Source organism: Ideonella azotifigens (genome assembly GCF_021043325.1).
Taxonomy (GTDB): domain Bacteria; phylum Pseudomonadota; class Gammaproteobacteria; order Burkholderiales; family Burkholderiaceae_C; genus Ideonella; species Ideonella azotifigens.
In genome coordinates, this window is record NZ_JAJNKD010000006.1 from 43,633 (window position 1) to 55,896 (window position 12,264).

A 12,264-nucleotide genomic window follows, 5' to 3' on the forward strand; every position below is an offset into this window, starting at 1 on the left:
ATGCGCGACACCGCCACACCGCCGCTGCAAGGCCTGCTGCGCGCCAGCCTGACGCTGCTGGCCGGCGGCGCGCTGGCGCAGGCGCTGCCGCTGCTGCTGGGGCCGTTGCTGACGCGGCTGTTCACGCCGGCGCAGTTCGGTCAGTACCACCTGTTTGCCGCGGTGGCGACCAACTTGGGTGTGGTGGCCTGTGCGCGCTATGAATTCGCATTGCCGTTGGCCCGTTCGGACGATGAGGCCCAGGCGCTGCGCGTGCTGTCGCTGCGCATCCTGCTGGGCGTGGCGCTGGCCAGCGCACTGGGTGCGCTGGGCTGGGCCGCGCTGGGTGGCGGCGCCTGGGTCGCCTGGCTGCCGCTGGCCGTGGCGGCAGCGGGTGTGGTGTCGCTGGCGACGCTGTGGGCCACGCGCGAGCAGCGTTTCTCCGCGCTGGCCGCGGCGCGGGTGCTGCAGTACGGCGGTGCGGCGCTGGCGCAGGTGGCGGCGGGCTGGGCCGGCGCGGGTGTGGCCGGGCTGATCGCCGCGCCCATCGCGGCGACCTTGCTGGCCACGGTCTGGCTGCGGCTGCCGCTGAGCGGCAGTGCGCCTGGGCTCGGCGCCGTGGCGCGCCAACACCGTGTCTTCCCGCTGCTGAACACGCCGCATGCCTTCACCGGCGCGCTGCAGGACACGCTGGGCGTGGCCCTGATCGCCGCCAGCCTGGGCCCGGCGGCGGCTGGCTTCTGGGGCCTGGGCCTGCGCTACCTGAAGGCGCCGGCCACGCTGGTGGGCAGCGCCGTCTCGCAGGCGCTGTACCCCAAGCTGGCGCAGGCCGGCACGCGGCCCACGCGCGCCGCGCGCGCGGCGCTGCGACGGGTGATGCTGGTGCTTGCCGCGCTGGCGCTGCCGCTGGTGGCGCTGCTGTGGGCGCTGGCGCCCTGGGGCTTTGCCTGGCTGTTCGGGGCCGAATGGCGCGAGGCTGGTGAGCTGGCGCGGGCGCTGGCGGTCTACATCGGGCTGCATTTCGTCTCGGCGCCGCTGGCGGTGGTGACCATGGCCTGGCAGGCGCAAGCCTGGGCGCTGAAGCTGGCGTTGGTGGGGCAGGTGGCCTTCGTGGCCGCGCTGGCGGCCGGGCTGCACTGGGGCGGGCTGACCGGGGCGGGCTGGGCGGTTTCGGGCGCGATGCTGCTGTACTTCGGCTACTACTTGCTGCAACTGGCGTTCTGGCCGGTGGACGATGACACGGCCACCGAGCCGGTGGTGGAAGAATCGCGGCCGTGACTTCGTTCAATGCTTTCCTGAATCGCTGCCGCCGGCGCCTGGTGCGCTCGCTGCTGTTTCGCATCGTCTTTGGCGAGCGCTCCGGCGGCAAGCTGCTGCCTCACACGCGCATCTCCCCCGCCGCGCACCTGGAGGCCGAGGACAAGCTGGTGATGGGCGACCACGTCTACATCGGCCCGTTCAACTACCTGGAAGCCAGTGGTGGCATCACGCTGGGCGAGGGGGTGCAGATCACCAGCCACTGCGCCATCGTGACCCACAGCTCGCACCGCTCGGCACGGCTGATGGGCGAAGGTTTCGTGCGCTGGCCGGCGGCGGGCTTCGGTGAGCGGCCGGGCTGGATCGCCGGGCCTGTGGAGATCGGCGCCTACAGCTTCATCGGCCCGCATTCGCTGATCGAGGCCAACACCAGACTGGGCCGCGGCACGCTGGTCTGTGCCGGCAGCTTTGTGCGAGGGGAGTTCCCGGATTTCGTGATCCTCGAAGGCCGGCCGGCCCGTGTGGTCGGCGATAGCCGGCGCGCTGACGAGCGGCTGCTGGAACGTTTCCCCGAACTGCGCCCGCTGTACGACGCCTGGGCCGGGCCCGTGACGTGAGTCCCTTGCGAACGCCACTCCGTCTGGTGCTGATCGGCGACGGCGAGAGCCCGCACCTGCTGAAGTGGGTGCGGGCGCTGGCCGCGTTGTCGCAGCAGGTCGAGCTGCATGCTGTTTCCAGCCGCGGTTTCCTGCCGGAGATCGAGGCCTTGCTGCCGGCCGAGCGCCGGTTGGCGCTCGGCCATGCGATGCAGTTCGAAGGTGGCAATGGCGGGCTGCTGCGCCAGCTGCCGCGGCTGGCGCGTTGGCTGAAAGCCGTGCGGCCCGACTGGCTGGCGCCGCACTACCTGACTTCGCACGGCACGCTGGCCTGGCTGGCGGTGCGGGTGTTCGGCGTGCAGGCCCGCATCGCCGGCTCGGCCTGGGGTTCGGACATCCTGGTCACGCCTGGGCGCAGCGCGCTGATGCGCTGGGTCACCGGCCGCGTGCTGCGGGCCTGCACGCTGTGCACAAGTGACTCGCAGCACATGACGGCGCGCATGCGGGCACTGGGCGCAGGGGAGGTGATGATCTTTCCATTCGGCCTCGAAGCGCTGCCGCCGGCACCTGGCGCGAAGGATGCAAACCTGTTTTTTGCCAACCGCGGCCTGGAGCCCATTTACCAGCCGCAGCGCGTGCTCGCGGTGTTCGCCGCGCTGGCGGCGGACTGGGCCGAGGCGCGGCTGGTGCTCGCGCATGACGGCTCGCTGCGCGCCGGGCTGGAAGCACAGGTGGCCCGAGATCGCCAGTTGCAGGGACGCGTGCGCTTCGTGGGCCGGCTGGACGCCGCCACCCAGGCCCGCTGGTATGCCCGCGCTGGCTGGTACCTCAGCCTGCCGCAGAGCGATTCGGTCTCGGTCTCGGTGCTGGAGGCCATGGCCCACGGCTGCGTGCCCATCCTGTCGGACTTGCCGGCCAACCGGGAGCTGGTGGCCGATGGCCGCAATGGCGTGGTCCTGGCGGATGGCGAAGTGCTTTCCCGCCCGCGATTGGCCGCGCTGGCACTGCGTGGCGGCGAGGTCGCCGCTGCCAACCGCGAATGGGTCGTGCAGCACGCCTTGTTTCCACGCAGCGTTGCAGCCTATGTACAGCGACTGCAAGCCCTGTCATGAACATCCTGTACCTCAATCACTACGCCGGCTCGCCCGCGCTGGGCATGGAATACCGGCCGTACTACCTGGCGCGCGAATGGGTGCGCGCCGGCCATGCCGTCACGATGCTGGCGGCCAGCTTCTCGCATGTGCGGGCGAAGCAGCCACAGCTGGACCCGAACGCCGGGGCAGACGGCACGAGCGAGACGATTGACGGCATTGCCTACCGCTGGTTCGACACCCCTGCCTATCAGGGCAATGGCATGGGCCGCATGCGCAACATTGCCAGCTTCCTGGCCCAGGTCTGGCAGCAGGCGGACGCGTTGGTGGCCGAGCTGAAGCCGCAGGTGGTGATCGCTTCCAGCACCTATCCGATGGACATCTGGATCGCCCAGCGCCTGGCGCGCAAGGCGGGGGCGAAGCTGGTTTTCGAGGTGCATGACCTGTGGCCGCTGTCGCCCATCGAGCTGTCGGGCATGTCGCCGTGGCACCCGTTTGCGCTGATCTGCAGCAGCGCCGAGCGCGCGGCTTACAGGGATGCGGATGTCGTGGTTTCGATGCTGCCCAAGGTGCACGAGCACATGGCCTCGCGCGGGCTGGACCTGAAGAAACTGGTGATCGTGCCCAACGGCATTTCGCCGGAGGAATGGGATGGCAGGCCCGAGCCGCTGAAGGCCGAGGTGGCGGCCTGCATCGGCGCTGCGCACAGGGCCGGCCGCCACGTGGTCGGCTACGCCGGCTCGATGGGCCGGCCCAACGCGCTGGACACGCTGCTGGACGGTGCCAAGCTGCTGGCCGATTCGCCGGTCGAGTTCGTGCTGGTCGGCGACGGGCACGAGCGTGAGCGGCTGGTCAGGCGCATCGAGCAGGAAGGTTTGTCCGCCCGCGTGCACTGGTGCGGGACCATCCCGAAGGCACAGATCCCGTCCTTCCTCGCTGCCATCGAAGTCGCCTACATCGGCTGGCAGCGCGTGCCGATCTACCGCTTCGGCATTGCGCCGAACAAGCTGATGGACTACATGATGGCCGGCTGCCCGGTGCTGCATGCGGTGGAGGCGGGCAACGACCCGGTGGCCGAAGCGGGCGCAGGCATCACCGTGCCGCCCGAGTCGCCAGAGGCGGTGGCCGAAGGCGTCAAGCGACTGCTGGGCCTGCCGGCTGCCACGCGCAAGGCCATGGGCAAGCGGGGCCGGACCTTCGTGCTGGCCGAGCATGCCTACCCGGTGCTGGCCAAGCGATTCCTTGCAGCCTGCATGCCGTCGGCGCCGCGCCCGGGTCAGTCCACAATCCAGGGTTTGCCGCCCCGTCCCTCCCAATCCCCTCGTCGTCCATGAGCACTGAACCGTTGCCCTTCCTGCCGTTCGCCTTGCCCGAGATCGGTGAGGAGGAAATTGCCGAGGTGGTGGACACCTTGCGCTCCGGCTGGGTGACCACCGGCCCCAAGGCCAAGCGCTTCGAGGCGATGTTCACCGAATTCTTGGGCGATGCGTCGCTGCAGTCCATCGCGGTGAATTCGGCCACTGCCGGCCTGCACCTGGCGCTAGAAGCGCTGGGCGTTGGCCCCGGCGACGAAGTCATCACGACCACGCACACCTTCACCGCAAGCGCCGAGGTGGCCCGCTACCTGGGCGCGGACGTGAAGCTGGTCGACATTGATCCGGCCACGCTGTGCATTGACCCGACCAAGATCGAGGCCGCGATCACGCCGCGCACCAAGTGCATCATCCCCGTGCACTACGGCGGCCTGGCCTGCGACATGGTGGCGATCCTGGCGATTGCGAAAAAGCATGGCCTGAAGGTGGTCGAAGATGCGGCGCACGCGCTGCCCACCACGCTGAAGGGCGAGCTGATCGGCACGCTGCAGAGTGACGCAACCGTCTTCAGCTTCTACGCCAACAAGACCATGACGACCGGCGAAGGCGGCATGTTGGTGACGCGCGACCCGGAGCTGGCCGCGCGCGCCAAGGTCATGCGCCTGCACGGCATCAGCCGCGATGCGTTCGACCGCTTCACCGCCAAGGTGCCGAGCTGGTACTACGAGATCGTCGCGCCCGGCTTCAAGTACAACCTGACCGACATAGCCGCGGCGTTGGGGCTGCATCAGCTGGGCCGCGCGCGTGGTTTCCAGCTGCGCCGCGCCGAACTCGCCGCGCAGTACAACGCGGCGCTGGCCGAGTTGCCCGTCGTCCTGCCGCCGCAGCCGCCGGCGGGCGAGCTGCACAGCTGGCACCTGTATGCCATCCGCCTGGCCGAGGGCACCCGCATTGGCCGTGACGCCGTGATCGAAGCGCTGTTCAAGGACGGCATTGGTTGCAGCGTGCACTACATCCCGCTGCACCAGCAGCCGTACTGGCGCGACCGTTACCAGTTGCGCGCCGAGGACTTTCCGCAAAGCCAGCTGGCCTATGAGCGCATGCTGAGCCTGCCCCTGTACACGCGCATGACGGACGCTGACGTGCCCCGCGTGGTGTCCTCGCTGCGGCGCGCGCTGGTGGACTGAGGGCTTGGTTGCGGTGGCCAAACGGCTGTTCGACCTGCTGGCTTCGGCACTGGGCTTGGCAGCGCTGCTGTTACCTGGGCTGATCGTGGCTCTGCTGATCAAGCTCGATTCGCCCGGCCCGGTGTTCTTTCGCCAGCAGCGCGTGGGCCGCTTCGGCGTGCCGTTTCGCATCCACAAGTTCCGCACGATGCGCGTGGACGCCGAAGCCGCCGGGCTGCTGACCGTGGGCGCCGATGCGCGCATCACCCGCGTCGGCGCCTGGTTGCGCTCACACCGCGTGGACGAGCTGCCTCAGCTGATCGACGTGCTGCAAGGCACGATGAGCCTGGTGGGACCGCGCCCCGAGGTGCCGCGCTACGTCGCGCTGTATCCCGAAACGCTGAAGGCCCAGGTGCTGTCTGTGCGCCCCGGCATCACCGACCCGGCTTCGCTGCGCTTTCGCAACGAAGGCGAACAACTGGCCGCTGCGGCGGATCCCGAGCGTGAATACCGCGAGGTGATCCTGCCGGCCAAGCTGGCTTGCGCGGCCGAGTATGCGGTGAGCGCGTCGCTGTGGACCGATCTGGGCGTGCTGCTGCGCTCGCTGCGCGTCTTGTTGCGAGGCTGAAGCCTTGCCGTCTGGAAACCCAATGACCTCCACCCAATTCATCGGCCAACCGACCCGGCGTCAGCTGCTTGGTGCTCTCGCCGCAATGAGCGTTGCAGGCGTGCTGCCGTCGCAGATCTCAGCCGCAACGGCTGCGCCACTGGTGCTGGCCTATACCGACGGCCAGGTGCCCGTGGCCTACACCAACCTGCAGGCGTTCTACGCGCAGCTGGGTGCCGTCGGGCTGGGCTCGACTTGGTCGCTGCTGGCCGACGGCTCGCTCAGCGACGTGGGCATGAGCAGCACTACGCAGAAGATCATCAAGTTCGCGAAAAAGAAGGCGCTGCCGCTGTACCCCACGGTGTCGGACTACAGCGACGCGCTGGGCGAATTCGACCCGGCCGTGTCGCGCGGCATCCTGGCCAGCGCGGCGACGCGGGAAGCTTCGCTGAGCGCGATGCTGCAGCTTGCCGTGGGGCAAGGCTTTGCCGGCATCGACCTGGACTGGGAAGCGGTGGAGGAAGGCAATGCCACGGCGTTCTCGTCCTTCGTGGCGGACCTGGCCGCGCGCCTGCATGCGCAAGGGCTGAAGCTCATCCTCAGCGTGCCGCCGAAGTTCGACGACACATCCTCGCCCTGGCTGGCCGGCTACGACTACGCGGCACTGGGCGTCTCGGTCGACTGGCTGCAGGTGATGACCTATGACGAGGTCGGCCCCGGTTGGTGCACCACCGGCTTCAACCATGGCAAATGGCCGGGCCCGGAGTCCGGCCTGGACTGGCAGCAGGCGGTGCTGGGCTACACGCTGGCGCGTGTGCCCGCGGCCAAGGTGCTGTCCGGCCTGCCGGCCTATGGCTACGACTACAGCACCGGCAAGGTCGTGTACTGGTCCAAGTATGGCAAGACCATCGCTGCGCACGCTGGCGCAGTGATGGTGCGAGACAGCGCCTCGGCCACGCCGTCCGCCAGCTGGGGCACTGTGACACCGCAGCGCGATGGCAAGCCCTGGAGCAAGGCCACCCGCCAGCCCGTGCTGTGGTTCGACGACGCGCAAAGCCTGGCCGTCAAGACCGCGCTGGTGCGCAGCCTGGGCCTGGGCGGCACCAGCGTCTGGGCCATGGGCTATGAAGACGCGGCGTTCTGGGATGCCGTGACCGCCGGCCTCAAGCCCTGAGCCTGCGAAACCACTGAAGCCGATGACTGTCCCCACTGCTTCGCGCTGGTTGCGCCTGGAACAACTGCTGGCCCGGCTGCGGCCGCACCGCGCGCCGCTGAGCCTGGCGATCGACGCGCTGATGGTGGCACTGGCCTGGAACGCCACCTACTTGTTCCGACTCGGCTTCGAGCGCTGGTGGGATGCGCGGCCGTGGTATGACGGCTGGGTGCTGCTGGGTGTGGTCGCGGCTTATCTCGCTGCTTTTGCGCTGCTGAAGGTGCCGCAAAGCATGTGGCGCTTCTCCGGCTTCGGCGAGGTCAAGCGGCTGACGTTTGCGTGCGGCGCTGCCGGCCTCGCGAGTGCCGCAGCCGTCATGGGCCTGCAGCTCTACCAGGTGCCGCGTTCCGTGCTGGCGTTGCACCCGCTGTTCAGCCTGATGGCCGTCTGCATGGTGCGCGTGGCCTACCGCATGCTGTACGAGCACGCCCGTGCCCGCATTGCCGGCAGCAACGGCACCGAGCCGCGCCGCGCGCTGGTGCTGGGCGCAGGCGAGGCGGCAAAGCGTTTGCTGGCCGGCATTCAGCACCAGGGCTGGATCGTCACTGGGCTGCTGGACGATGACGCCGCCAAGCAGGGTGCGCGCATTGCCGGCGTGCCGGTGCTGGGGCCGCTGGAAGCCATCCGGGATCGCGGCGTGCGCGGCGATGCGACGCACCTGATCATCGCGCTGCCGTCGGCCACTGCGGCCCAGCGCCGCCGCGCGGTGGAACTGGCCAGCGCGCTGGGCCTGCCGGTGCTGACCGTGCCGTCGGCCGAAGAGCTGCGCAGCGGCGAGGCCGCGGTCGACCGCGTGCGCGACATCGAACCCGAGGACCTGCTCGGCCGCGAGCCGGTGCAACTGGACGAAGCCGGCATCGGCGAAGTGCTGCGTGGCAAGACAGTGCTGATCACCGGCGGCGGCGGCAGCATCGGCTCGGAGCTCTGCCGCCAGGTGGCGCGCTTCCAGCCGGCGAAGCTGGTCATCGTCGAACTCTCCGAGTTCAACCTGTACACCATCGAGCAGGACCTCAGCCTGCGTTTCCCTGCGCTGCCGCTGGTCAAGTTGATTGGCGACGTGAAGGACCTGGACGGACTGCGCGCCATCTTCGAGCGCGAACGCCCGCAGGTCGTCTTCCACGCGGCGGCCTACAAGCACGTGCCTCTGATGGAGGTCGACAACGCCTGGGCTGCGCTGCGCAACAACACGCTGGGCACGTACCACGCCGCGCTCGCTGCGGCCGAGGTCAAGGCGGAGCGCTTTGTGCTGATCAGCACCGACAAGGCCGTCAACCCGACCAACGTGATGGGTGCCACCAAGCGGGCTGCTGAGTTGGTGGTCTCCGCGATGGCCGCCGAACACGCCGGCACCCGCTTCATGGCCGTGCGCTTCGGCAACGTGCTGGGCTCGTCCGGCAGCGTGATTCCCAAATTCAAGCAGCAGATCGCTGCGGGCGGTCCGATCACCGTCACCCACCCCGACATCATTCGCTATTTCATGACCATCCCCGAAGCCGCGCGCCTGGTGCTGCAGGCCGCAGCCATCGGTGAAAGCGGTCAGGTGCTGGTGCTGGACATGGGTGAACCGGTGAAGATCGTCGACCTCGCCAAGACCATGATTCGCCTGGCCGGCCGCAGCGAACAGGAGATCCGCATCGTCTTCACCGGCTTGCGGCCGGGGGAGAAGCTTTACGAGGAGTTGCTGGCGGACGGGGACTTGACGGTGGCCACCGCAGTCAAGGAATTGCGGCTGGCACAGCTTGACGACTCGCTTGAAGGTGCGCGGCGATTGCTGGCCTGGGTCGCAAGTTCACCGGTGCAGTCGGCCGATCTGGTGCGCGATGCGTTGAGCACCCTTGTCAAGGAATACAGGCGGCATTAGTCGACGGGAATGCACCGAATGCCCGACAACAGTGTTGTTTTCATTTCTTAACCTTTGGGTCGGCAGCGATAATGCTCGATTTTGGGCCTAACCCGCCCGATCCGAGGGCTTGTTGCGCACCGAGTCCCTTTGTCGAGAGGAACGACATGTACGTAGATGATGGCGCCCGCGATTTGGGTGGCTCGCATCCGGCATCCAGCGCAGGTGTTTCGGAAGCATTGAGCCTGGATGATGTCCAGGAAGCGCAACGGATTGGCCTCGGTCCCTTGAGCTTCGCGCTCAAGCGTTTGTTTGACCTGATCAGCATCGTCGTGATCCTCGCCCTGTTCGGCTGGATCATGGTGCTTGTGGCCATCGCGGTGCGATTCAGCAGCGGGCCCGGTGTGTTCTATGGCCACCAGCGTGTGGGAAAAGACGGCAGGCTGTTCAACTGCTACAAGTTCCGCTCGATGGTCGCGAACTCGGATCAGGTGCTGAAGGATCTGCTCAACAGCAGCCCCGAAGCTCGCGCCGAATGGGAGCGCGATTTCAAGCTCAAGGACGACCCCCGCATCACGCGTGTGGGTCGCTTCATCCGCAAGACCAGCCTGGACGAATTGCCGCAGCTGTGGAATGTGGTTTGCGGCGAGATGAGCATCGTCGGGCCACGCCCTGTGGTGCAGGCCGAGCTTGATCGCTATTACGGCGATGCCAAAGCGCATTACTACAGCGTGCCGCCCGGCCTGACCGGCCTGTGGCAGGTGAGCGGTCGAAACAACCTCGACTACGACCAGCGCGTGCAGCTCGACAAGGCTTACGTGGAGAACTGGAACGTGTTCTCAGACTTCATGATCGTGATGCGCACGGTGAAGGTCATGGTGGGGCGCCACGGGGCTTATTGAGGGCAGGCGTTTGTGTCGGACTGCGCGCGGGTCAGCAGGCGACGTCAGTTGATCCTTGTTGATGACAGCGTCATCCAAAGGGCTACAATCTCTGTTCAATGGTTGAACACTTGCCTTCCGACGAACCGGAAACCCAAGGCGCGCATCTCGAACTGCTGAGCCTGATCGAGCAGCACCCTGAGTACTCTCAGCGGAGGCTGGCCCAGGCCATGGGCATCAGTCTGGGCAAGGCGCACTATCTTTTGAAGGCGCTGTTCGACAAGGGTCTGGTGAAGGCGGGTAACTTCAGGCGCAGCGACAGCAAATTGAGCTATCTCTATGCGTTGACGCCTGCCGGGGTCCGTCATCGCATGCAGTTGACCCAGAGTTTTTTGCGACGAAAAGAGCAGGAGTTCGAGTTGCTTCGCGCTGAGATCGACCGCCTGCGCACCGCTTTGGGCCAGCAGGCCGCAGGTTCGCGTTCACCCGATACCGTCAGCTGAGTCGCGCGGTTTTTTATTCATGACCACCGTAACCCTGGCCAGCGGCCTGCAGTTTTCCTCGGAGCCTGGCAACACCGTGCTGGATGCCGCGCTGGCCCAACAAGTCGTCATTGAGCACAGTTGTCGCACAGGTCGTTGTGGCAGTTGCAAGGCCAGGGTGATGTCGGGCGACGTGGGGTTGCTGCGTGAAGCTACCGCCTTGTCGCAGCAAGAAGCGGAAGCGGGCTGGATCTTGACCTGTGCACACGAGGCTTGCAGCGACTTGCTGTTGGACATTGAAGACCTCGGTGCATTGGCTGGTATCACGCCTAAGACCTTGCCTGCTCGCATCGCCTCGCTGGATCGTCTGGCGCCGGACGTGTTTCGCGTGGTGCTGCGCCTGCCGCCAACCGCGGCTTTTCGCTTTCTGCCAGGGCAGTACATTGACCTGACCAGCCCGACAGGCGTTCGTCGCAGCTACTCGATCGCAAGTGCTGCAACGAAAGCAGGTCAGCTTGAACTGCAGATCCGGCAAGTCGAACATGGCGAGTTCAGCCACTACTTGTTCGAGCAGGCCAAGGCCAACGACTTACTCCGCTTTGTCGGGCCGCGTGGCACGTTTTTCCTTCGTCCGGTTACCGGCCTAGACCTTGTGTTGTTGAGCACTGGCACAGGCATTGCGCCGATGCTGTCCATGCTGGCGCAAGTGGCCGAGATGCCGGCCGAATTGCAGCCGGCCTCCGTCACGCTCTATTGGGGCGGTCGCCAGCCTGCCGATCTTTACCTGGATCCCGCTGCGTCGCTCGCCACGCTGCGCTACGTGCCGGTGTTGTCGCGTGCGGATGCAGGTTGGACGGGGGCACGTGGTCATGTGCAGGACGTGCTGCTGGCCGAAGGCCGGGACTTGATGAATGCAGCGGTTTACGCATGTGGCTCGGAACAGATGATCCACGGCGCGCAACAGAAGCTGTTGGCGGCCGGACTGGATCCCAAACGGTTTTTCTTTGATGCCTTTGTCAGCTCCAACTGAGCCGGCATCTTTCCCCTGCAGGTGAGGACTCCAATGAAGGCAGTGATTCTGGCCGGCGGCCTGGGCACCCGGCTCAGCGAAGAGACGGCGACACGTCCCAAACCCATGGTGGAGATCGGCGGCAAGCCCATTCTTTGGCACATCCTGAAGATGTACTCCCACCACGGCATCAACGACTTCGTGATCTGCTGTGGCTACAAGGGCTACGTGATCAAGGAGTACTTCGCCAACTACTTCCTGCACATGTCCGACGTCACTTTCGACATGGCGCACAACAAGATGGAAGTGCACAGCAAACGCGCGGAGCCATGGAGCGTGACACTGGTCGATACCGGTGATGACTCGATGACCGGCGGCCGCTTGCGCCGCGTGGCCAAGTACGTTGAGAACGAGGAGGCCTTCTGCTTCACCTATGGCGATGGCGTGAGCGACATCGACATCTCGGCGTCGATCGCGTTCCACCGTGCGCACGGTAAGTCGGCCACGCTCACCGCCACCTTCCCCCCCGGCCGCTTCGGCGCGCTGGACATGAAGGACGGCCGCGTCAACAGCTTCCGCGAGAAGCCCAAGGGCGACGGCGCAATGATCAACGGCGGTTTCTTCGTGCTGTCGCCCAAGGTGCTCTCCGAACTGAAAGACGACTCGACCATCTGGGAGCAGGAGCCGCTGGTCAACCTGGCCGACCGTGGCGAGCTCATGGCCTTCGAGCACGGCGGCTTCTGGCAGCCGATGGATACGCTGCGCGACAAGCACCACCTCGAAGAGCTGTGGGCTTCCGGACGCGCGCCATGGAAGAAGTGGGACTGAGC

At 66.8% G+C, this 12,264-nt stretch carries 12 protein-coding genes; all 12 read left to right on the plus strand.

Annotation, left to right across the window (positions count from 1 at the left end; genetic code table 11):
• The 12 genes from LRH25_RS14545 to rfbF all read left to right on the plus strand — a co-directional run bounded on the left by LRH25_RS14545 (nucleotide 1) and on the right by rfbF (nucleotide 12,262).
• Nucleotides 1-1,257, plus strand: a complete 1,257-nt coding sequence (locus tag LRH25_RS14545) for a lipopolysaccharide biosynthesis protein (RefSeq protein ID WP_231011459.1) — start codon at nucleotides 1-3, stop codon at nucleotides 1,255-1,257.
• The gene (locus LRH25_RS14550; RefSeq protein WP_141288545.1) at nucleotides 1,254-1,853 is read left to right on the plus strand and encodes an acyltransferase; all 600 of its coding nucleotides are present in this window, start codon (nucleotides 1,254-1,256) and stop codon (nucleotides 1,851-1,853) included. Before LRH25_RS14545 ends, LRH25_RS14550 begins: the two co-directional genes overlap by 4 nt.
• On the plus strand, nucleotides 1,850-2,944 hold the full coding sequence (locus LRH25_RS14555) for a glycosyltransferase (protein WP_375140589.1): 1,095 nt from the start codon (nucleotides 1,850-1,852) through the stop codon (nucleotides 2,942-2,944). Before LRH25_RS14550 ends, LRH25_RS14555 begins: the two co-directional genes overlap by 4 nt.
• Nucleotides 2,941-4,257, plus strand: a complete 1,317-nt coding sequence (locus LRH25_RS14560; RefSeq protein ID WP_141288547.1) for a glycosyltransferase family 4 protein — start codon at nucleotides 2,941-2,943, stop codon at nucleotides 4,255-4,257. Before LRH25_RS14555 ends, LRH25_RS14560 begins: the two co-directional genes overlap by 4 nt.
• Complete coding sequence (locus LRH25_RS14565; protein WP_141288548.1) at nucleotides 4,254-5,423, plus strand: DegT/DnrJ/EryC1/StrS family aminotransferase; 1,170 nt, start codon at nucleotides 4,254-4,256, stop codon at nucleotides 5,421-5,423. The genes LRH25_RS14560 and LRH25_RS14565 overlap by 4 nt, the downstream gene beginning before the upstream one ends.
• Before the next feature lie 13 nt (nucleotides 5,424-5,436).
• Complete coding sequence (locus LRH25_RS14570) at nucleotides 5,437-6,030, plus strand: sugar transferase (protein ID WP_141288549.1); 594 nt, start codon at nucleotides 5,437-5,439, stop codon at nucleotides 6,028-6,030.
• A 22-nt stretch (nucleotides 6,031-6,052) separates the two neighbouring features.
• Entirely contained in the window at nucleotides 6,053-7,183 is a 1,131-nt protein-coding gene (locus LRH25_RS14575) for a glycosyl hydrolase family 18 protein (protein ID WP_141288550.1), read from the plus strand.
• A 22-nt stretch (nucleotides 7,184-7,205) separates the two neighbouring features.
• Nucleotides 7,206-9,083: a polysaccharide biosynthesis protein gene (locus LRH25_RS14580; RefSeq protein ID WP_231011460.1), complete on the plus strand. Its 1,878-nt coding sequence runs from the start codon at nucleotides 7,206-7,208 to the stop codon at nucleotides 9,081-9,083.
• Nucleotides 9,084-9,229: 146 nt separating this feature from the next.
• Complete coding sequence (locus LRH25_RS14585) at nucleotides 9,230-9,964, plus strand: sugar transferase (protein ID WP_231011463.1); 735 nt, start codon at nucleotides 9,230-9,232, stop codon at nucleotides 9,962-9,964.
• A gap of 110 nt (nucleotides 9,965-10,074) precedes the next feature.
• Entirely contained in the window at nucleotides 10,075-10,446 is a 372-nt protein-coding gene (locus LRH25_RS14590) for a MarR family EPS-associated transcriptional regulator (RefSeq protein ID WP_231011466.1), read from the plus strand.
• 19 nt (nucleotides 10,447-10,465) lie between these two features.
• Nucleotides 10,466-11,455 (plus strand): FAD-binding oxidoreductase, encoded by a 990-nt coding sequence (locus LRH25_RS14595; RefSeq protein WP_141284129.1) that lies wholly within the window; start codon nucleotides 10,466-10,468, stop codon nucleotides 11,453-11,455.
• A gap of 33 nt (nucleotides 11,456-11,488) precedes the next feature.
• On the plus strand, nucleotides 11,489-12,262 hold the full coding sequence (gene rfbF / locus LRH25_RS14600) for a glucose-1-phosphate cytidylyltransferase (RefSeq protein ID WP_141284131.1): 774 nt from the start codon (nucleotides 11,489-11,491) through the stop codon (nucleotides 12,260-12,262).
• Nucleotides 12,263-12,264: the final 2 nt, after the last annotated feature.